Source organism: Janthinobacterium sp. J1-1, assembly GCF_030944405.1.
Classification (GTDB): Bacteria; Pseudomonadota; Gammaproteobacteria; order Burkholderiales; family Burkholderiaceae_D; genus Janthinobacterium.
The window spans coordinates 5,038,167-5,058,814 of sequence record NZ_CP132339.1 but is presented as its reverse complement, the minus strand read 5'-3'; the positions used below and the strand labels follow the sequence as shown (position 1 = coordinate 5,058,814).

The 20,648-nt window shown below is 64.1% G+C and carries 14 protein-coding genes; 4 read left to right on the top strand and 10 right to left on the bottom strand.

Going from position 1 to position 20,648, the window contains the following annotated elements:
• Window positions 1-73: 73 nt before the first annotated feature.
• Window positions 74-2,836: a winged helix-turn-helix domain-containing protein gene (locus tag Q8L25_RS23120; protein WP_308921634.1), complete on the top strand. Its 2,763-nt coding sequence runs from the start codon at window positions 74-76 to the stop codon at window positions 2,834-2,836.
• 8 nt (window positions 2,837-2,844) lie between these two features.
• On the opposite strand, the gene Q8L25_RS23115 is transcribed toward Q8L25_RS23120, so the two are convergent.
• Together Q8L25_RS23115 and Q8L25_RS23110 are read right to left on the bottom strand one after the other, a co-directional pair.
• Window positions 2,845-3,753 (bottom strand): lipase secretion chaperone, encoded by a 909-nt coding sequence (locus Q8L25_RS23115; RefSeq protein ID WP_308921633.1) that lies wholly within the window; start codon window positions 3,751-3,753, stop codon window positions 2,845-2,847.
• A 10-nt stretch (window positions 3,754-3,763) separates the two neighbouring features.
• Window positions 3,764-4,681: a triacylglycerol lipase gene (locus tag Q8L25_RS23110; RefSeq protein WP_308921632.1), complete on the bottom strand. Its 918-nt coding sequence runs from the start codon at window positions 4,679-4,681 to the stop codon at window positions 3,764-3,766.
• A gap of 317 nt (window positions 4,682-4,998) precedes the next feature.
• Here Q8L25_RS23110 and Q8L25_RS23105 point away from each other — a divergent pair, with 317 nt between their 5' ends.
• Entirely contained in the window at window positions 4,999-5,691 is a 693-nt protein-coding gene (locus Q8L25_RS23105) for a TetR family transcriptional regulator (RefSeq protein ID WP_308921631.1), read from the top strand.
• Between the two features lie 47 nt (window positions 5,692-5,738).
• Here the strand turns inward: Q8L25_RS23105 and Q8L25_RS23100 are convergent, their stop codons facing one another.
• Window positions 5,739-8,066 (bottom strand): PBP1A family penicillin-binding protein, encoded by a 2,328-nt coding sequence (locus tag Q8L25_RS23100; RefSeq protein WP_308921630.1) that lies wholly within the window; start codon window positions 8,064-8,066, stop codon window positions 5,739-5,741.
• 187 nt (window positions 8,067-8,253) lie between these two features.
• Here Q8L25_RS23100 and Q8L25_RS23095 point away from each other — a divergent pair, with 187 nt between their 5' ends.
• Window positions 8,254-10,518, top strand: coding sequence for an OPT family oligopeptide transporter (locus tag Q8L25_RS23095; RefSeq protein WP_308921629.1), 2,265 nt, complete (start codon window positions 8,254-8,256; stop codon window positions 10,516-10,518).
• Window positions 10,519-10,616: 98 nt separating this feature from the next.
• Here Q8L25_RS23095 and Q8L25_RS23090 read toward each other — a convergent pair whose 3' ends face one another.
• The 4 genes from Q8L25_RS23090 to Q8L25_RS23075 form a co-directional block, all read right to left on the bottom strand.
• On the bottom strand, window positions 10,617-12,308 hold the full coding sequence (locus tag Q8L25_RS23090) for a hypothetical protein (RefSeq protein ID WP_308921628.1): 1,692 nt from the start codon (window positions 12,306-12,308) through the stop codon (window positions 10,617-10,619).
• Between the two features lie 112 nt (window positions 12,309-12,420).
• Window positions 12,421-12,780, bottom strand: coding sequence for a DUF6232 family protein (locus Q8L25_RS23085; protein ID WP_308921627.1), 360 nt, complete (start codon window positions 12,778-12,780; stop codon window positions 12,421-12,423).
• A 150-nt stretch (window positions 12,781-12,930) separates the two neighbouring features.
• Window positions 12,931-13,608 carry a UPF0149 family protein gene (locus Q8L25_RS23080; RefSeq protein WP_308921626.1) on the bottom strand — a complete coding sequence of 226 codons (678 nt, stop codon included), beginning with the start codon at window positions 13,606-13,608 and terminating at the stop codon, window positions 12,931-12,933.
• Between the two features lie 102 nt (window positions 13,609-13,710).
• Entirely contained in the window at window positions 13,711-15,216 is a 1,506-nt protein-coding gene (locus Q8L25_RS23075; protein ID WP_308921625.1) for an oligopeptide:H+ symporter, read from the bottom strand.
• 311 nt (window positions 15,217-15,527) lie between these two features.
• Between Q8L25_RS23075 and ppnN the strand changes: the two genes are divergently transcribed.
• A complete protein-coding gene (gene ppnN, locus Q8L25_RS23070; protein WP_308921624.1) occupies window positions 15,528-16,898 on the top strand; it encodes a nucleotide 5'-monophosphate nucleosidase PpnN in 1,371 nt (456 codons plus the stop codon).
• A 206-nt stretch (window positions 16,899-17,104) separates the two neighbouring features.
• Here the strand turns inward: ppnN and lysS are convergent, their stop codons facing one another.
• The 3 genes from lysS to prfB all read right to left on the bottom strand — a co-directional run bounded on the left by lysS (window position 17,105) and on the right by prfB (window position 20,444).
• Complete coding sequence (lysS, locus tag Q8L25_RS23065; RefSeq protein WP_308921623.1) at window positions 17,105-18,634, bottom strand: lysine--tRNA ligase; 1,530 nt, start codon at window positions 18,632-18,634, stop codon at window positions 17,105-17,107.
• 22 nt (window positions 18,635-18,656) lie between these two features.
• Entirely contained in the window at window positions 18,657-19,337 is a 681-nt protein-coding gene (locus Q8L25_RS23060) for an HAD family phosphatase (RefSeq protein WP_308921622.1), read from the bottom strand.
• Window positions 19,338-19,339: 2 nt separating this feature from the next.
• Window positions 19,340-20,444 (bottom strand): peptide chain release factor 2 gene (gene prfB / locus Q8L25_RS23055; protein WP_308921621.1). Its coding sequence is split into 2 segments (ribosomal slippage): window positions 19,340-20,362 and window positions 20,364-20,444, totalling 1,104 coding nucleotides; the frame shifts between segments, so codons are not numbered across the junction.
• Between the last annotated feature and the right edge of the window lie 204 nt (window positions 20,445-20,648).

Genomic DNA, 20,648 nt, shown 5'->3' with positions numbered 1-20,648 from the left:
GCCGGCGGCGCGCAGAATTTCCGTAAAATGCCTGGCACACCGCATGTCCTGAGACCATTCTCCACCAAGCACCATGATGAACAGCTCTGTCCCGGCCTATGTCTTCGGCCCGTTTCGCCTATTGCCGCTCGAACGCCGGCTGCTGGAAGGCGAACGTGCGGTAAGGCTGGGGAGCCGCGCCATGGACTTGTTGCTGGCCTTGCTGGAGCGCGCCGGCGACATCGTCGACAAGCATGAATTGCTGGCCCTCGTCTGGCCCAATGCGGTGGTCGACGATGCCACCTTGCGCGTGCACCTGGCGGCGCTGCGCAAGGTGCTGGGCGACGGGCGCGACGGCCAGCGCTATATCACCACCGTGGCCGGCCGCGGCTACGGCTTCCTGGCACCGGTGGCGCGCGCGGGCGAGGCCGCCGCCGCCGGCACGGCCGTCGCCGAGGTGCGCCATAACCTGCCGGTGCTGCTGACGCGCATGATGGGGCGCGGCGACATCGTGCAGGCGATGGCCGGCCAGCTGCTGCAGGTGCGCCTGCTGAGCATCGTCGGCCCGGGCGGCATCGGCAAGACCACCGTGGCCGTGGCGCTGGCCATGCGCGTGCTGCGCCGCCATGCCGATGGCGTCTGCTTTGTCGACCTGGCGCCGGTGGCCGAGGGCCAGCTGGCGCCGCTGGCGCTGGCCACGGCGCTGGGCGTGGCGGTACCGGCGCATGACCCGATGCCGGCCTTGCTGGCCTATCTGCGCCAGCGCCAGATGCTGATCGTGTTTGACAATTGCGAACATGTGATCGCCGCCGCCGCCGCCCTGGCCGACATGCTGCTCAAGGGCGCGCCGGCACTGCAGGTGCTGGCCACCAGCCGCGAACCGCTGCGCATCTCGTGCGAGCAGTTGTTGCGCCTGCCCGTGCTGGAATTGCCGCCGCTCGATGCGGCGCCCGATGCGGCGCTGCGCCATTACGCGGCGGTGCAGCTGTTCGCCGAACGCTGCGCCGCCGTCGACGCCAGCTTCGTGCTGGCCGACGCCGACCTGCCGGTGGTGGCCGAGATCTGCCGCCGTCTCGACGGCATTCCGCTGGCGCTGGAACTGGCGGCCGGGCGCATCGGCCATTTCGGCCTGCACGGCTTGCGGCGCCAGCTCGATGACCGTTTTCGCCTGCTGGTGCGCGGTCCGCGCAACGCGCCGCTGCGCCACCAGACCCTGCGCGCCACGCTGGACTGGAGCTATGGCCTGCTCGACGCGGAAGAGCGCAGCGTGCTGCAGGCGCTGAGCGTGTTCAAGAACCGCTTCCGGCTCGAATCGGCCATCGCCGTGGCCGGCCGCGACGTGTATGACACGGTGGCCGACCTGGCGTCGAAGTCGCTGGTCAGCGTCGAGACCTGCTGCGAGCGCGTGTATTACCGGCTGCTGGAAACCACGCGCGCCTATGCTTGCGCGCACCTGGCGCTGGCCGGCGAACAGGCGGCCGTGTTTCGCCGCCACGCACTGCATTGCCTCGCATTGGCACGCTGCATCGCGGCCGACTGGGAACGCCTGCCGGCCGCCAGCTGGAGCGCCTCGTACCGGCGGCATGTGGACGACATGCGCGCCGCCATCGACTGGGCCTTCGGCGCGCACGGCGACCTGGCGCTGGGCGTGGCGCTGACCCTGGCCACGCATACCCTGTTTTACCAGCTGTCGCTGATGGATGAATACCGCTTGCGGGTCGAGCATGCGCTGGCGCGCATGGCCGCTCAGGGCGTCGACGACGCGGGCAGCGAGCTGCGGCTGCGCGTGTCGCTCGGCCATCTGCTGCTGCATACCGAAGGCGTGAGCGGCGCCATGCTGGCGCAATTCCAGCGCGCCAGCAGGCTGGCGCCGGCGGCGGGCGAATCTGGCGGGTGCGCCGAAGCCCTGTGCGGCCTGTGGATCGCGCAGATGGCGCTGGCGGACTTTCGTGCCGCCGACGCCTGCGCGGCGCAGTTTGCGGCGCTGTGCGAGCGCGACGGCGATACCGCCATGCAGCTGGTGCGCGCGCGCATGCTGGCGGCCGGCGAACACTTGCAGGGTCGGCATGCGGAGGCGGCGGTGCTGTCGCGCCTGGTGCTCGATCACCCCGATGGCGCCGGCCAGCGCAGCCTGAACAACGCCTTGCTGGCCGATCACCAGGTCTGCCTGCGCGGCAACCTGGCGCGCTGCCTGTGGCTGATGGGCCGCCCTGACGATGCGCTGGAGATTGCCCGCGAGGCGGTCGAACTGGGCTTTGCCCACAACGGCGTGTCGCTGTGCGTGGCGCTGGCCTTCAGCGCCATCCCCGTCGCCCTGTGGTGCGGCCAGCACGCGCTGGCGCGCACCTGGACCTGCGTGCTGTGCGAGCACGCGGCGCGTCACGGCTTGCTGTATTGGCATGGCTGGGGCGGCAGCTACCAGGCGGCGCTTGACGGCGGCGGCCAGTCAGGCGCGGCCTCGGCCTGGCCGCTGCAGGCCGATGTGATGGCCACCTTGTTCGACGCGGCGGCCAGCGGCGAAGCGCTGCGGCGCGCACGCGCCGGCGAGGCGCCATGGAGCGCGCCCGAAGTGCTGCGCCGCGCCGCGCTGCGCCGCTGGCAGGGCCTGCGCGCCGGCGACGCGGAAGGCCTGGAACTGGTGCGCCGGCTGCTGGACGAGGCTTTGCGGCTGGCCGGCACGCAGCGCGCGCTGGGCTGGGAGCTGCGCTGCGCCACCAGCCTGGCGGCCGTCATGCGCGCGCAGGGGCGAAGCGGCGAAGCACGCGCGCTGCTGCTGCCGGTGCATGGCCGCTACACGCAGGGCCACGCCAGCGCTGACGTGATGACGGCGACGGCCTTGCTGGCGGCGCTGGCATGAACGCTCGACTACTCATAGGCCCCGAGGCGGCGTTGCTCGTCCGGCGAAAATAGCGTATTGGTCAATTGCTGCAGGGTCGCCGCATCGCCGGCGCCCAGCGTCGCCTTTTGCGCGCGCCAGGCGATGATGCGCTGCTGCCAGTGCGATTCTTCGCGGTCCAGTTCGGCCAGCCGCGCCGCCGCCTCGGGCGTGAAGGTGGCCGCTCGCAGGCGGTAGACTTCGTTGTCGCCACCGCCCTGCGCGCGCAGGGCGCGCACCGCGTCGTCGAGCGCGCTGACCTGCAGCGGCGCGTCGCGCTCAAAACGCTGGGCCGGCGACAGGGCCGCATCAAGCGCGGCCAGCTTGCGCCGCCGGTCCTCTTCGCCCAATGTGCCATCGGCCAGTACCGCCATGCGCGCCACGGCGTCGTCATCGCGCGCGTCGTCCAGGCCGAACAGGCCGGCGCTTTCCTGCGCCGTGAAGTAGGTGGGGCGCAGCGCGCGCATGGCCTGCAGCCGCGCTTGCGCCGCCTGCAGCGCATCGCCAGACGGCGCCAGGGCTTGCTCGATGCCGGCCAGCGCCTGCTTGTAGGCCAGATACGCCCCCAGCAGGCGCTTCGCTTCGCGCGCCGGCGCCGGCGCCAGGCGCCGCTCCAGTTCCAGCTCGATCTGGCTGCGGATCGCGGCCAGCGGCTTTTCGCCCAGGCCCGCCAGGTAATAGTCGAACAGGTGGCCCAGTTCCGCATCGACCACCAGCGTCTCGCCGGCGGCCACGAGATTGCCGTCGGGCCGCGTGCCTTCCATCGAGCGCACGAACGCGAACAGGTCGGGGTCTTCCTTTTGCGGTGGCGGCGCCGGCGCCTCACCGGGCGCCAGCGACCAGTACAGCGCCAGGGCGGCCAGTGCGCCGGCCGCGATCAGGGTCGTGTGCGTACGCATGGCCTCTCCCTTACAGGCCCAGGCCCTGCAGGCGGTTGGCCTGCTGGCGGAACACGGTGACCGGCGACGTTTCGAACAGGTTGACGATGCCGATGAACTGGTTGACTTCATCGAGGTGGTTCATGGCGTAGTCGTCGCGGATTACCTTGCCCAGGTGGCTGGAGCAGCTGCTGACCAGGCCATCGTTTTTCGCGCCGCCAAAGGCCAGGCTGATGGCGGCCAGCGCCGGGTCGCCCACGTCGAGCGCATTGGTGTAGGGCTGGGCGCCGCTCCACGAAAAATAGTGGACGCCCCGTTCCTGGTAGGCGCCTTCGCCGCAGGCGGTTGTCGGCACGCCCTGCGGATGGCGGCTGTTGAAGGCCAGCGAACCGGCGCTCGACAGCGAGGCCAGCGCCGCGCCGGCGTTTTGCGGCACGCCCTGGTTGCCGGAGATAATGCCGATCAGCGAGGCGAGGGCGGTGCCCAGCGCGCCGCTGGTATTGGGTATCGTGCCGGCCAGGATATCGGCCACCTTCGAGCCCTTGTTGACGCCCGCCACGCTGGTCACCGAGGCCACCAGGTCGGGCCGCACGGAGGCCACATAGCGCGCCGTGGGGCCGCCGTGGCTGTGGCCGATCAGGTTGACCTTGGCTGCGCCGGTGGCGGCCAGGATTTGCCGCACCTGCGACAGCAGTTGCTCGCCGCGCACTTCGGTGCTGTTGGCCGCCGAGACGGTGGTCAGGTAGACATTGGCGCCGCCGCTGCGCAGGGCGGCGGGAATGCCGTAAAAGTACTCGACAGGGCCCAGCTTGTCGAAGCCGAACAGGCCATGCACCAGCACGATGGGATATTTGGTTTGCGTATAGCCGGCGGCGCCGGCGGTGGCAGGCAGGCCGATGCAGCAGGCCAGGACGAGGGTGGACAGCAATTGCCAGAAGCGAGTCTTCATTTTGTCTCCGTTATTTTTTAATGGGAAATGTCGATGCTGTAGCGGTACCGGCGCCGCCATCCGCCGCAATCTGTGTTACAGCTAATATAGCGAGCGCTCGGTTTTTGAAATGTAGCACCGCCGTGGCTGAAGAGCTTGTCAATTCCATATTGCAGTGCAATATGACGAGCACGGTTGTTGCCGGGATGTTGCGATTCATCGGCGTGGCCGGATTGAAACGGCCAAGGGCGATTTTGCTGCGCTATAATCAGGGCCGCTTTGCGCACCCGCCATGGTTGCAGTACCAGGCGGCGCCGTTTTTACACTGTCTTTTGGGAATGCACTTGTCGACCCATTTCAACTTTGAACAGTTCCAGCAGATGACGCCTTTGAATGGCGTCAATATCTGGGAATACATCCTCGACCACCATGCGGGCCGCATCGGCGTCAAGCGCCGCAAGCCCGCGCTGGAAAACCTGGAACGCATCTTTGGCGCCACCTTCAGGCTGGCCAACGACGTGGGCTTTCGCGCCATGAGCTTGCGCGACCTGTGCCGCGAGACGGGGCTGTCGATGGGCGGCCTGTATGGCTATATCACCGGCAAGGATCAACTGGCCGAAATGATCGAAGACGTGGTGCGCCACGCCACGCAAGCCTTGCCGCAGCTGTTCGTCGACGTCAAGTTGCCGCTGGACCGGTTAGAGGCGATGATACGCTCGTCGATCTACCTGTCCGAAATCCTGCAGCCCTGGTTTTATTTTGTCTACATGGATTCGCGCGTGCTGCAGGTCGAGCAGCGCAGCATGGCCAAGCAGTCCGAATTGTACGTGCAGACCTTGCTGGCCAATACCATTCTTGAAATCAGCCCGCGGCCGCAGGGCGATGCGACCTTGCTCGCCTCGCACTGCCTGGCGCTGTTCCAGGACTGGTATGTCAAACGCTGGAAGTACCGCGCGGCCAAGGTCAGCGTCGATGATTTTGCCGACAGCACGGTGCGCACGGTGCGCGGATATCTGAGCGTGGCGGCGTAATCGGCGCGCGCCATTGAAAAGGCCGGGAGCGATCCCGGCCTTTTTATTTATTGCGTCGTTTCCACCGGCAGCGCATCCGGCACCGCCGCCGGATCGGTTGGCGTTTCGGTGTCCATGTCCAGCGTCCTGACGGCGTTCATGTCGATGAATTCGTCATACATCCATTCGCCATCGATCTGGCTCAGGCCGGCCGGCACGGCGCGCGTGATTTGCGGCCGGCTGGCCAGGGCCGTCTGCATGTAGTCGATCCAGATCGGCATGGCCAGGGTGGCGCCGAATTCGCGGCCGCCCAGCGACTTCGGTTCGTCGTAGCCCATCCACGCCACCGCCACGATGCCGCCGCTGTAGCCGGCGAACCAGCCGTCAACGGCGTCGCTGGTGGTGCCGGTCTTGCCGGCGATATCGCTGCGCCCCAGTTTGCGGGTGGCGCCCGCGCCCGTGCCCGAGCGGGCCACTTCGCGCAGCATGCTGTCCATCACGAAGGCATTGCGCGGATCGAGCGCCAGGGTCTTGTCGTCGCCAGGCGCCGGCGGCTTGGTCTGCATCAGCACCACGCCCTTGGCGTCGACGATGCGGTCGATCAGATACGGTTCGACCTGGTGGCCGCCGTTGGCGAACAGCGCATAGGCGCCAGCCATCTGTACCGGCGTGACCGAACCGGTACCGAGCGCCATGGTCAGATTGTTCGGCTGGCGCGCCGGATCGAAACCGAATTTTTCCATGAAGTCGTGGGTGTACGACACGCCCAGCGCGCGCAGGATGCGCACCGAGGCCACGTTCTTCGACTGCGCCAGCGCATAGCGCATGGTGATCGGGCCGTCGAACTTGAAGTCGTCATTCTGCGGCGACCAGATCTTGCCGCCGGCCGGCAGTTCCAGGGGCACGTCATTGATCAGGGTGGCCGGCGAAAAGCCTTTTTCCAGCGCCGCCGAATAGACGAAGGGCTTCATGGCCGAACCGGGCTGGCGCCACGCCTGCGTGACGTGATTGAACTTTTGCAGGTTGTAGTCGAAGCCGCCCACCATGGCATGGTAGGCGCCGGTGTCGGCGTCGAGCGAGACGAAAGCGGCGGCCACCAGCGGCACTTGGGTGATGGCCCAGTTGTCTTTCGCATCCTTGCTGACCCTGATCACGGCGCCCGGGCGCAGCTTGATGCCGGCCGCCGCCTTGGCGGACAGGGCAGGGGCGGCAAAGCGCAGGCCGGCGCCGCTGATGACTTTTGCTTCGCCGTCGCCGGTGTCGACCGTCACCTTGCCATTCCCGACATCGGTCACGACGGCGGCGATCAGGCCGTCGCTGTCGGGGCGTTTCTGCAGCGCCGCGTCGATGGCGTCGTCGCGCAATTCCTGCTCCGGCGGCAGCTCGATAAAGGTCTCCGGGCCGCGGTAGCCGTGGCGCTGGTCGTAGGCGATCACGTTGCGGCGGGTGGACGCATAGGCCGCATCCTGGTCGGCTTTCAGGATGGTGGTGTAGACGCTGATGCCCTTGGTGTAGCTGTCTTCCTTGTACTGCGCGAACACCGCCTGGCGCGCCAGTTCGGCCACGTATTCGGCGTGCGTGTCGAAGCCCTGGCTGCCGCGCGTGTTGTAGCGCAGCGGCTGCGCCAGCGCTTGCCGGTACTGGCCGTCGCTGATGTAATCGAGGTCGCGCATGCGCTTCAACACCAGTTGCTGGCGCGCGTGCGCCCGCTTCGGGTTGCTGATCGGGTTATGGCGCGACGGGTTTTGCGGCAAACCGGCCAGCATGGCCATTTCGGCGATCGACAGTTCGCCCAGCGGTTTGCCGAAATAAGTCTGCGCCGCGCTGCCGAAGCCGAACGAACGCTGGCCCAGGTAGACCTGGTTCATGTACAGCTCGAGGATCTGGTCCTTCGACAGCGCCGCCTCGATCTTCAGGGCCAGCATGATTTCATTGAGCTTGCGCGAGGCGACCTTGTCGCGCGTGAGGAAGAAGTTGCGCGCCACCTGCATGGTGAGCGTCGAGCCGCCGCCGTGGCCGAAGCCGTGGCGCAGGTTGGACATCACGGCGCCGCCGACGCGCACGAAGTCGATGCCGTTGTGTTCGTAGAAGCGGCTGTCCTCGATGGCCATCAAGGCTTTTTTCATCATTTCCGGCACTTGCGCGATCGGCACGAAGTCGCGGTGTTCCTCGCCGAATTCGCCGATCAGCACATTGTCGGCCGTGTAGACGCGCAGCGGTATTTTCGGCTGGTAGTCGGTAATCACGTCCAGCGCGGGCAGGCGCGGTTTCACATACAGGAACAGGTAGACGGCCAGCCCGATGGCGCAAGCCAGGGCGGCGCAGCCGGTGAGGAGCAGGCCGCGCACCACGGCGCGTCGGGATGGCCAGGGGAAGCCGGATCGGTTAGCAGTCAAGTCAGTCTCGCATGAGCGTGCAGGGCACGGTGGCAGCGATTATAGACCATGACAGCGGCGGCTTTGCGCCGGGCTGCCGACGCAAAAAACCTTTTCAGGGAAACGCGGCTGTGCGATAGTCACGGCTTCAAGAAAATAGCCCGGGCGCCAATCCGGGCTGTTTTGGTTTATAGATAACGAGGAACCTATGGCGAAAGATGCAAACCCGGGCACGGTCAAACCGTATATTCCGGCCGACGCGCAGCTCCCCGAGATGACCTTCCGCGCGCTGCTGATGGGCGTCATCCTGGGCATGGTATTTGGTGCGTCGTCGCTGTACCTGGTGCTCAAGGTGGGCTTGACCGTCAGCGCCTCGATACCCGTCGCCGTGATCGCGATCACCCTGTTCGGCCTGGCCAAGAAGGTGGGTGGCAAGGATTCGTCGATCCTGGAAAACAGCATCACGCAGACGGCCGGTTCGGCCGGCGAATCGCTGGCCTTCGGCCTGGGCGTGACCATGCCGGCGATCCTGATCCTGGGCTTCGACCTGGAAATCTCGCGCGTGATGCTGGTGGGTATTTTGGGTGGCTTGCTGGGCATCCTGATGATGATCCCGATGCGCCGCACCATGATCGTCGACCAGCACAAGGAACTCAAATTCCCCGAAGGCACGGCCTGCGCCGAAGTGCTGAAAGCGGCCGCCACCGATGAATCGCGCATCGCCGCCGGCGAAAGCATAGCGTCCGATTCGGCCGCCGCAAAGGACGCCAAGCGCCGCGCCAAGATCATCTTCGGCGGCTTCGCCGTCGGCCTCTTGTATAAAGTGTTCAATATCTCGTTCAAGGGCTGGAAGGATACGCCGGGCGTGGAATTCGGCGCACCGCTGAAGGCCGGCTCGATCGGCGCCGAGATTTCGCCCGAACTGCTGGGCGTCGGCTACATCATCGGCCCGCGCATCGCCGCCACCATGGCGGCCGGCGGCGTGCTGTCGTATCTGCTCTTGATCCCGATGATCAAATTTTTCGGCGATAACCTCACCACCGTGCTGTCGCCCGGTACCAAATTGATCAGCGCGATGGGCGCCGACGATATCCGCAGCGCCTATGTGCTGTATATCGGCGCCGGCGCCGTCGCCGCCGGCGGCCTGATTTCGCTGGTGCGCGCCATGCCGATGATCTGGCGCAGCCTGTCGGCCGGCCTGGCCGGCATCGGCAAGGGCAGCAAGGCCAATGCGACCTTGCGCACCGAGCAGGATATTCCCCTGAAATGGGTGATGATCGGCTGCCTGGCGATTATCGCCGTGATCACCTTCGCCACCCCGCTGCACATGAATTTGCTCGGTGCGCTGCTGATCCTGGTATTCGGCTTTCTGTTCGCCACCGTGTCGTCGCGCCTGACCGGCGAGATCGGTTCCTCGTCGAATCCGATCTCGGGCATGGCGGTGGCCACCTTGCTGTTTACCTGTTTGATCTTTTTGCTGATGGGCTGGACGGGTGGCCGCTATTACGTCACCGCCTTGTCGGTCGGTGCCATCGTCTGTATCGCCGCCAGCAACGCCGGCACCACCTCGCAGGACCTGAAGACCGGCTACCTGATCGGTGCCACGCCGCGCCTGCAGCAGTACGCGATCCTGGCAGGCGCCCTGTCGTCGGCATTGATCCTGGGCCCGATCCTGCTGAAACTGAACGAGGCCAGCACCGTCTACGTGCCAGCCGCGCAGGTGGCGCCCGGCCTCACGGTCGATGCCTCCAAACTGACGGTGACGGGCGAGCTGCATGGCCCGCAAGCGGAAACCGACCACAACACCTATAAAGTCTGGCAGAAGACCGATACCGTCGGCGGCCCGGCCGGCAAGTACTTCGTCACGGACGACGGCCAGTTGGCCTACCTGGTCGACCCGGGCATCAACGGCGCCTACAACAAGCGCCCGGACGGTTCGGAAGTGAAGAAATACGATGCGCCGAAGGCCGTGCTGATGTCCTACATTATCAAGGGCATCCTCGACCAGCAGCTGCCCTGGACCCTGGTGCTGTTCGGCGTGATGATCGCCGTGGTGCTGGAGATGGCCGGCATCGCCTCGCTGGCGTTCTCGGTCGGCGTCTACCTGCCGCTGTCGTCGACCCTGCCGATCATGGTCGGCGGCGTGATCCGCTGGCTGGCCGACCGCCGCAACAACAAGCTGGAACACAACGCGAAGCTGAACGAGGAAGAGCGCCAGCTGGCCGGCGACCGCAGCTCGGGCGTGCTGCTCGCTTCCGGCTATATCGCCGGCGGCGCCCTGGCCGGTATCATTATCGCCATTACCGCTGGCGTGCTGACGCATTTCGACCAGATGATGGCCGACTGGGCCGAGCATGGCAACCCGTTCTACGCGGGTAGCAGTTCGGACGCGCTGTCGCTGCTGCCGTATGCGGTGATGATCGTGTTGCTGTATGTGGTGGCGCGCGAGAAGAAGAAGGGCGTGCAGGATTGATGGGTTAATTGAATCATTGCTGCTGTCACGAAAACCGTCCGCATCATTGTTTGATACGGGCGGTTTTTTTCATCCCGCTCAAAACCGGACAGCGGTATTCAGATCCCGAATACTTTTAAAATCGCATCCGTGAACCCCTCGAACCAGCTGCCCACCTTGCCCGGCTGCTTGCCGTGGCGCGGGGTTTCTTCGTACAGGTAGATGCCGTCGCCATCGAAGCGGTCGTTCAGCAGTGCCTGCTGGCCGCGCAGGTAGGGGATGAAGGTTTCGCTGCGCGTGGTCGAATACAGTACGCCGGTGGAAAAGCCCAGGGTGGCGGCCTGGCTGATGTTGCGGCCCTGGCCGGCCGGCTCCACGCGCACGCCGCGCGTGCCGCGCACGATCAGGGTGACGGGGCCGCGAAAGACGATAAAACGCAAATGCAAGGTCAGCCAGGCATGCAGGCTGGCCAGGCGCCAGTGGCTGCTGATGGCGGGCTGCCGGGCGCCATGATAGACCAGGCCCACCAGAGCGCGCGGTTGCAGCACCAGCGCCGCGCCTTCGGGCAGGGTCAGCACCGCCACTTCCATCAAGGGGTCGTCGCTGGCCGACAGCGTCACCGACGCCGGTTGCGTGCTGGTGATGCGGGTCAGCGCCGCCATGCCGGCGGCCAGGCTGGTGAAGGGATAGGACCAGTCCAGCAGCCACTGCGTGCGCTTGCGCGTGCCGATCGGCGACGATTGTAGATAAGCGGGGTGAATCACCATGGTGTCGCCGGGATGCAGGGGCAAGGCCAGCGAGACGCCGGAGATGCGCGGCTGGCCGGCTGGCGGCGGAGGCACGCTGGCTGCGCCGGGACGCAGCCCGGGCGCGATGGCCAGCGGTTTCAGGCGCGACGCCAGTGGCGCCAGTACAAAGTAAAAAAAGGCCTTGATGGCGAGCGGTGTCAGGATGGCGGACAGCACCAGCAGGGAAGCCGTGGGGCCGTAGTCGGACAGTAATTGACGCGCAGCGCGCCATATATTGTTGCGCAGCTTGCCATCGAGGCGGGCGATTTCGCCTGCCAGGTCCTGCAGCGCGGCGTCGAGACCTTGCTGGTCGGGCTGGAAGGGGCCGGGGGTGGTGCCGGCCGGTAGCGCCAGCACGCGTGCCTGTTGTGCCGCGTGGCGCCGGTAGGCGTCGAGATTGGCGGCCCGCAAGCCTGTTTCGTCCGTCTGCAGGGCGGCCATCGCCGCCTGCTCTGCGCTGCCCGGCAGATGGACCCGCAATGGATGGGCCTGCCGCAGCCGCTCCTGCCGTGCCAGGTTATCCATCAGTTGCCGATACGCGCGGTGGTGTTCGCGATGCAGGCGCCCCAAAGCCTGGCGTGCGTTTTCCGCGCCCAGCGCGGCGCGCAGCGTTTGCAGGTAAGCGCGTTCCTGTTTCAGCAGTTCGATCTCGATGCGGCGTTCCGCCTGCCCGGCAATGGCATTGCCCAGCCCGGCAGTATCGGACAGCGCCAGTCCGAAGGAAAAAGAAGGGGGCGCTTGCCGCAGGTCGAGGTCGATCCGGGCCAGGCGGGCCAGGATGGCGTCGTCCGAGGCACGGCGCAGGCCGTTGATGCGCGCCTGCCCAGCCAGGACCAGCGTTTGCCTTGCCGCGCCAGTCTGGCGTTCGGCGCCACGCATGGTGTCGAGCCGGACCTGGTCGGCCTTGAGCTGGCGCGCCTGTTCCAGCAGCACGTGGCCGGTGGCGAGCAGGGCGACGAACAACAGGAACTGGAGCAGGTGGCGGCCGAGAAAGCGCAGCAGGGAAGAGAGTAGAGTGCGCAATGGTCGACGGAGGGCGGCAGCGCCTGAAAGTGGCTCGGGGAACGCTCCACATGGAGCGTTCCCCGATTCTACAACAGCGGCGGCGTTGTAGCGGTCACGCTCACGCCGGTGTTCAGGCGCGGTGCACCATGGCGTCGTTGATCGCCTGGATCACCTGGTTGACGTAGTTGCGGTCCTTGGTCTTGAGGGCCCGCGTTTCGCCCGAGGAAGTGGCCAGCAGCACATGGTAGATCGGTTTCATCAGGAACAGGACAGCCAGGCCGGCCGCCACCACCAGCAGGCCGAAGAAAGGACTGGCAAACATGATGCCCAAACCGATCAAGGCAACGATCACGCCCAGTGCGCGTGGCGGTTTCTGCTCGAACGGCTTGACCGAGGTAACGTTGCGCATCGCGTAGGTCTGGCCTTTGCTGATGAAGCGGGCATTGGTGACCTTGACATCGCCTTGTTCAAAAAAAGTGCGCTCTTCCATGGGATTCCTGTCGTAATAAAAAATGATTATTGTTGCATTTCAACAATCTTTTTACTATACACAGTTGCAAAGTATAAATACTCACACATTGTCACAAAAGGCGCGCATGGAACATTTTAGTTGTCCCTCTGGCTTGGGCCTTTACACGCCTCACGCGCCGTCGGCGCAGCACTTCTTGTATTTCTTGCCGCTGCCGCAGTGGCAAGGGTCGTTGCGGCCCGTCTTCGGCACGTCGCGCAAGACCGTGCTGCCGGCCTGGCTGTGGGCCTGGCTTTTCAAATGGCGCTGGCGGGCCCAGGCTGCATTGATGGCGATCACCGAAGGAGTCACGCCATCCATTGCCGCTTCGGCCGCTTCATCGTCCAACTCGGCGGCCACGGCCAGGTGCCTGAAGGGCGCCAGGTAGTCCGGGTGGCTGACGGCCAGCGACGCCCATTGCGCCTTGTCCAGCGCCGTGCCGAGCAGGAAGCCGGCGCACCAGCCGGGCACGCTCCATTCGGGGCCGCATTCATAGATCGGCTCGAAACTGTCGGGGTCTTTTGCCAGCCATTCGACCATGTACTCGAAGTGGCGCTGCGCCAGCGCTTCGGCGCGCGCGGTGGCCGCGTCATCCAGCGCGGAGGCGGTGTTGCCGCCGGTATGGTCCCAGATCCACGGCAGCCAGACGGTGCTGGCAAGCTGGTTCGGGCTGAGGGCCACGGCGGTGATGAAACCCTCCAGCATCGACACGTCCATCGCGCGTCCTGCAAGTTCTGGCCTGGCCAGCAGGGTATCGAGTTCGGTGTATTCGTCGTCGGAAAGAGGGGAGGTGGTGGAGATGCTGGACATAGGTTTCGATGGTGTTTGTTGGACGGGGCCGGGAGCGGGTATTGTACCCGGCAATAAAAAACGGCGGCCCGCAGGCCGCCGTCCGGTTGAGGCGTTGCGTGATTATTTCACGCCGTGCATCAGTTTGTTGATCAGCGGTGCGATCAGGAACAGCAGCACGCCGGCGCCCAGCAGGGACCAGAAGCCGAAGGTGTAGCCGGCCAGTGCCGAATTGGCGGTCATGCCGCTATCGCCGCTGACGTGGCTGGCGAAGATGCCCGACAGGTTGTTGCCGATGCCGGTCGACAGGAACCAGCCGCCCATGCCCATGCCGACCAGGCGTACCGGGGCCAGCTTGGTGACCATCGACAGGCCGATCGGCGACAGGCACAGCTCGCCGATCGACTGGATCACGTAGACCATGAACAGGGTCCAGAACGGGATCTTGTTGTCGGCGCCAACCAGGCTCGACAGTGCGAAGATCAGCAGGCCGAAGGCGATTGCATTGCCCAGCAAACCCAGGCCGAACTTGCGCGGGATCGAGGGGTTGACGTTGTGGCGCGCCAGGAACACCCAGACGGCGGCGATGATCGGTGCGAAGACGATGATGGCCACCGAATTGACGCTCTGGAAGTAGGCGGTCGGGAAGATCCAGAAGCCCAGGTCGCGGTTGACGATGTTCTCGGCCAAGAAGGTAAACGAGCTGCCAGCCTGTTCGAAGAACATCCAGAACAGGATGTTGAAGGCGAAAATCACCAGCATGGCGATGGTCTTGTCACGCGCGACCTTGCCGTTGCGGATGCCTTCGACCATCAGCATGATGGCCAGGCCAACAAACAGCACGGTCAGCACGATCTGCAGGTTGGCGGCGCCAACGGTCAGCAGGAAGTACATCACGGGTATCACGCACAGGCAACCGAGCGCCACGTATACCACGCGCATCGGGTTGGCCGCTTGCGCTTCCGGCGCGCCGATGCCCTTGAGTGCGTTGCGGCCGATATAGAACCAAACCAGGCTGATCAGCATGCCGACGCCGGCTGCCATGAACACCACCTTGTACGACGGCATGCCGCCGGTGCCAAAGATCGATTCGGCCAGCCATTGCGTGAACACGGGAGCGACCATGGCGCCCATGTTGATGCCCATGTAGAAGATCGTGAAGCCACTGTCGCGGCGCGGATCGGCGGTCGTGTACAGCTTGCCGACCATGGTCGAGATGTTCGGCTTGAACATGCCGTTACCGACAATCATGGTGGCCAGGCCCAGGTTGAAGACATCCTGGTTCGGCACGGCGATGCAGAACAGGCCGGCGGCCATGAACACGGCGCCCAGCAGGATGGAACGCTGGTAGCCGATCACGCGGTCGGCGATATAGCCGCCGAACAGGGCGCCGGCATACACCAGCGCGAGGAAGGAACCATAGGTAAGGTTGGCCGCAGCCTGTCCCGACGCATCGCCACCATGGAACTGGGCAACGATATACAGGACCAGCGCCCAGCGAACTCCGTAGAACGCGAAGCGCTCCCAGAATTCAGTCATGAACAACATCCACAGTGGGCTAGGATGGCCCATGATCTGCTTGAACTCGGGAATTACGGCTTCCTTGTTGGGCGTAGTCGCACCGCTCATGCGGTTCCTCCTGAAAATTATTATAGTCAATCGATAAAACAACCATATGGAAGACGGCATGCGCACCACACTCTTGTGAAGTAGCAGCCGCACGGGAATTCCAATAGGCACGCATTCTAATCTACAAATTGCGCTGAGCGAAGGTTTCGATTTGCATTAGCAAGAATGACTGTTTCATATTGGTCAAACCGGTTTGCGGACAAGCAAGCACGCCGGCGTTTTTTTCAAGGTGCAGCACAAGCGGGCTGACTTGTCGTATATTGAGGCTGCAACACATCCGAGGATCGATTTTTAAAGGGATTTTTCGCATTATGGAACACGACGTTATCGATGCTCTGGTTTCACCGGAAGGCCGCCTGGACGTGCTCTCCAAGACCGAAGTCAACAAACTGCTCGACACCAGCCAGGGCGGCCTGTACAACACCTTCCGCCGCTGCGCGCTGGCGGTACTGAACTGCGGCAGCACCATCGACGATGGCCGCGCCTTGCTGGAACGCTATGAATCGTTCGAGATTTCCATCATCCAGCGCGAGCGCGGCATCAAGCTCGACATCAAGGGCGCGCCGGTGATCGCCTTTGTCGACGGCAAGATGATCAAGGGCATCCACGAGCATCTGTTTGCCGTGTTGCGCGACATTATCTTCGTCAGCGATGAAGTGACGGGCAATCCGAAATTCGACCTGCACAGCACGGAAGGCGTGACCGACGCCGTGTTCCACATCCTGCGCAACGCCAATGTGCTGCAGACCCAGCTCAACCCGAACCTGGTGGTGTGCTGGGGCGGCCATTCGATCAACCGCGCCGAATACAATTATTCGAAGGAAGTGGGCTACCAGCTGGGCCTGCGCGGCCTCGATATCTGCACCGGCTGCGGTCCGGGCGCCATGAAGGGTCCGATGAAGGGCGCCACCATCGGCCACGCCAAGCAGCGCCTGCACAACGGCCGCTACTTGGGCATCACCGAGCCGGGCATCATCGCCGCCGAATCGCCGAACCCCATCGTCAACGACCTGGTGATCATGCCGGACATCGAAAAGCGCCTGGAAGCGTTCGTGCGCGCCGGCCATGGCATCGTCGTGTTCCCGGGCGGCGCCGGCACGGCCGAAGAAATCCTGTATATCCTGGGCATCTTGCTGCACCCGGAAAACGCCGAGATTCCTTTCCCGCTGATTTTCACGGGGCCGGAAACCTCGCGCGAATATTTTGTGCAGATCAACCAGTTCATCCATGACACGCTGGGCCCGGAAGCGCAGCAGCGCTACAAGATCATTATCGACGACCCGGAACTGGTGGCGCGCGAAATGCTCGAAGGCATCAAGCAGGTGCGCGAATTCCGCAAGGCGCACAGCGACGCCTATTATTTCAATTGGCTCTTGAGAATCGATCACGAGTTCCAGAAGCCGTTCCATCCGACCCATGAAAACATGCGCAACCTGAGCCTGCACAAGAACCAGGCCACGCACTTGCTGGCCGCCCAGCTGCGCCGCGCGTTCTCGGGCGTGGTGGCCGGCAACGTCAAGGACGACGGCATCCGCTCCATCGAAAAACATGGCAACTTCGAGATCCACGGCGACAAGGACATCATGGGCCCGATGGACTCGCTGCTGGCCTCGTTCGTGGCGCAGCACCGCATGAAGCTGGCGGGCACGGCGTATGTGCCGTGCTATACCGTGATTCAATAAACCCGATGATCCTGATATGGCTGTTGGGGTAAAAAAAGCCGCCTGATCGCAAGATCAGGCGGCTTTTTTGCAGTGAAGTATCGAACGCCTGAAAAATCGTAGCGAGCGGATGGGAGTTGCGGCTAAGAAGCGCAGCTGTGCTATAGCACAGTGAGCATCGCAGGCCGCAAATCGCGACGCGCAGTAGATTTTTCAGGTGTTCATCATCATTCTTCGCGGCGCAGGTGCGGGAACAGCAGCACGTCACGGATATTCGGCGAGTCCGTGATGATCATCATCAGGCGGTCGATGCCGATGCCGCAGCCGCCGGCTGGCGGCATGCCGTATTCGAGCGCGCGGATATAGTCGGCGTCGTAGAACATCGCTTCTTCATCGCCGGCGTCCTTGGCGGCCACTTGCGCCAGGAAGCGGGCCGACTGGTCTTCGGCGTCGTTCAGCTCGGAGAAGCCGTTGGCGATTTCGCGGCCGACCATGAACAGTTCGAAGCGCTCGGTGATACCGGCCACCGTGTCGGAGGCGCGCGCCAGCGGCGACACTTCGACCGGATAGTCGATGATGTAGGTCGGTTCCCACAGCTGGGCCTCGGCCGTTTCTTCGAACAGCGCCAGTTGCAGCGCGCCCAGGCCGGCGGTGGCGAACGGCTTCACGCCGAATTTCTTCAGCTCTTCCTTGATGAAGGCCGCGTCAGCCAGTTGCTCCGTCGAGTAGTGCGGCGCGTACTTGTTGATGGCGCCGACGATGGTCAGGCGGTGGAACGGTTTTGCCAGGTCCAGCTCGCGGCCGCCATAGGTCAGGGTGGCGGTGCCGTGGGCGTCGATGGCGGCCTGGCGGATCACCGCTTCGGTGAAGTCCATCAGCCATTTGTAGTCGGTATAGGCCGCGTAGAATTCCATCATCGTGAATTCCGGGTTGTGACGGATCGACACGCCTTCGTTGCGGAAGTTGCGGTTGATTTCGAACACGCGGTCAAAGCCGCCCACCACCAGTCGCTTCAGGTACAGCTCGGGCGCGATGCGCAGATACATTTCCATGTCCAGCGCATTGTGGTGCGTGACGAACGGCTTGGCCGCCGCGCCGCCGGGGATGGTGTGCAGCATCGGCGTTTCCACTTCCATGAACTCGTTCTTTTCCATGAAGCGGCGGATCGACGAGATGGCGGCGGTACGGGCCTTGAAGGTGCGGCGCGTCTCTTCGTTCATGATCAGGTCGACGTAGCGCTGGCGATATTTCGTTTCCTGGTCGGCCAGGCCGTGGAATTTGTCCGGCAGTGGACGCAGCGACTTGGTGATCAAACGCAGTTCGCTGACTTTGATGGTCAGTTCGTCGGTCTTGGTCTTGAACAGCGTGCCCGTCACGCCCAGGATATCGCCCAGGTCGTAGTGGTGCAGGGCGGCCATGGCCGCTTCACCGGTCAGGTCCAGGGTGGCGTAGATCTGGATGCGGCCATCGGCCTTGGCGCCGGAGGCGTCCTGCAGGGTGGCGAACGCGGCTTTCTTGCCCGCTTCGCGCTTGAGCATCATGCGGCCGGCCAGCACCACGGTGACAGGTTCGGCTTCCAGCTCTTCGCGCGTCTTGGTGCCGTATTGCGCGTGCAGATCGGCCGCCTTGTGTTCAGGGCGGAAATCGTTCGGGAAGGCGATGCCTTGTTCGCGCAGGGCGGCCAGCTTGACGCGGCGCTCGGCGATGATTTTGTTTTCATCGGGGGCGGCGGCTTGTTCTTGGATGTCCGTGGTCATGATTGTGGTCTGTTCTTGTTGATTAAATGGGGGTTGCCATGGCAGGCGTGCTGGCGAACAATGCGTCGAGATCGAGTTGGGAAAAATCGGCGGCGATGCGGATCACATTGTCGAATTCGGCAAATGCCGAGGCGGGCAGGGTGGTGGTCAGCACCACCGCGCGCATGCCGGCGCGGCGCGCCGCTTCCACGCCCAGCGGCGCGTCTTCGAAGACGATGCAGTTTTCCGGCAGTACGTTCACTTTTGCCGCGCCGGCCAGGAACACGTCCGGGTTCGGCTTGCCGCGCGCAACATCGGCGGCGCCGACGATGGCGTCGAACTTGCTGCGCAGGTCCAGGCCATCGAGCGTGAAGGCGATGTTCTCGTTCGGCGCGGCGGTGCCCACCACCAGCTTGACGCCAGCGGCGGCGGCCTTGGCGATCAGCGCGTCGAAACCCGGCACGGTGGCCAGGTGTGGCGCGTACAGCTCGCGGTACAGTGCTTCCTTCTCGGCGTTCAGGCTGACATGGTCGACATCTTCGCCCAGGTAGCTGCGCATGATTTCATGGCCTTGCCGTCCTGCCGTGGCCAGGAAAAACGCATCCGGGTCGATCACCTGGCCGCGGCGCTGGAAAAATTCCAGCCACGACTTGGTGTGAAAAGCCATGTTGTCGACGATGGTGCCATCCATGTCAAAGATCAGAGCACGCTGAGAAGCAGTCATTCTTAAACGCCTTGTTTCAGGGAAGCGGAAATGAACTCGTCGATGTCGCCATCGAGCACGCCCTTGGTGTTGCCCGTCTCGAAACCGGTGCGCAAGTCCTTGATGCGGGACTGGTCCAGCACGTAGGAGCGGATCTGGTGGCCCCAGCCCACGTCGGTCTTCGAGTCTTCCAGCTTCTGCTGTTCGCTCATGCGCTTGCGCAGTTCGTGTTCGTACAGCTTGGCTTTCAGCATTTCCATCGCTTCGGCGCGGTTGCGGTGCTGCGAACGGTCGTTCTGGCACTGCACCACGATGCCGGTCGGCGCGTGCGTCATGCGGACGGCGGAGTCGGTTTTATTGATGTGCTGACCACCAGCGCCCGATGCGCGGTAGGTGTCGACGCGGATATCGGCCGGGTTGACATCGATCTCGATCGAATCATCGACTTCCGGATACACGAACAGCGACGTGAACGAGGTATGGCGGCCATTGGCCGAGTCGAACGGCGACTTGCGCACCAGGCGGTGCACGCCGGTTTCCGTGCGCAGGAAGCCATAGGCGTGATCGCCCTCGACCTTCAGGGTGGCGGTCTTGATGCCGGCGACCTCGCCGTCGGATTGCTCCAGGATTTCAACCTTGAAGCCCTTGCGTTCGCAATAGCGCAGGTACTGGCGCAGCAGCATCGAGGCCCAGTCCTGGGCTTCGGTGCCGCCGGCGCCGGCCTGGATGTCGATGAAGCAGTTGTTCGGGTCCATCGGATTGTTGAACATCCGGCGGAACTCCATGCTTTCGATGACCTTGAGGATGTCCTGCACGTCGCCTTCGATCGCTTCGAGCGTCTCGTCGTCGCCTTCTTCGCGCGCCATGGCGAACAGGTCTTTGGTATCGCTGAGGTCTGCGTCGGCGCGGGTCAAAGTAAAGACGATGGCTTCCAGCGCCTTCTTCTCTTTACCAAGATCCTGGGCGCGCTTGGGATCGTTCCAGACGGTGGGGTCTTCCAGTTCTTCGTTGACTTGCTCTAGTTTCTCCGACTTGACAGTGAAGTCAAAGATACCTCCGAAGTTCGGCTTCGCGGACCGTCAGGTCGGAGAGCAGGGCGGAGATGATATTGATGCGTTCGGCTTCCATGATTTTGGTCTTTTAGTAGTGTAATCAAACCTCACATTATACGCTAGAGCGGACACAAGCCGGCCGTCGCACTGCGGCGCGCAAGAATTAATGGTGGGTGATAATGCCGATACTGGCGATGGGATCGGTACACGGAGGGGGCACGGAGAGGCGCGGCGCCCGCCTGCAAGACATGCGGGCCGCGTTTTGCCCGATGCGCGTAGC

Bases quoted from the DNA above. Each gene is read 5' to 3' on its own strand.
- Q8L25_RS23120 (WP_308921634.1), top strand. From the start codon at position 74: ATGATGAACAGCTCTGTCCCGGCCTATGTCTTCGGCCCGTTTCGCCTA.
- Q8L25_RS23115 (WP_308921633.1), bottom strand. From the start codon at position 3,753: ATGCGTACGCACACGACCCTGATCGCGGCCGGCGCACTGGCCGCCCTG.
- Q8L25_RS23110 (WP_308921632.1), bottom strand. From the start codon at position 4,681: ATGAAGACTCGCTTCTGGCAATTGCTGTCCACCCTCGTCCTGGCCTGC.
- Q8L25_RS23105 (WP_308921631.1), top strand. From the start codon at position 4,999: ATGCACTTGTCGACCCATTTCAACTTTGAACAGTTCCAGCAGATGACG.
- Q8L25_RS23095 (WP_308921629.1), top strand. From the start codon at position 8,254: ATGGCGAAAGATGCAAACCCGGGCACGGTCAAACCGTATATTCCGGCC.
- Q8L25_RS23085 (WP_308921627.1), bottom strand. From the start codon at position 12,780: ATGGAAGAGCGCACTTTTTTTGAACAAGGCGATGTCAAGGTCACCAAT.
- Q8L25_RS23080 (WP_308921626.1), bottom strand. From the start codon at position 13,608: ATGTCCAGCATCTCCACCACCTCCCCTCTTTCCGACGACGAATACACC.
- Q8L25_RS23075 (WP_308921625.1), bottom strand. From the start codon at position 15,216: ATGAGCGGTGCGACTACGCCCAACAAGGAAGCCGTAATTCCCGAGTTC.
- ppnN (WP_308921624.1), top strand. From the start codon at position 15,528: ATGGAACACGACGTTATCGATGCTCTGGTTTCACCGGAAGGCCGCCTG.
- lysS (WP_308921623.1), bottom strand. From the start codon at position 18,634: ATGACCACGGACATCCAAGAACAAGCCGCCGCCCCCGATGAAAACAAA.
- Q8L25_RS23060 (WP_308921622.1), bottom strand. From the start codon at position 19,337: ATGACTGCTTCTCAGCGTGCTCTGATCTTTGACATGGATGGCACCATC.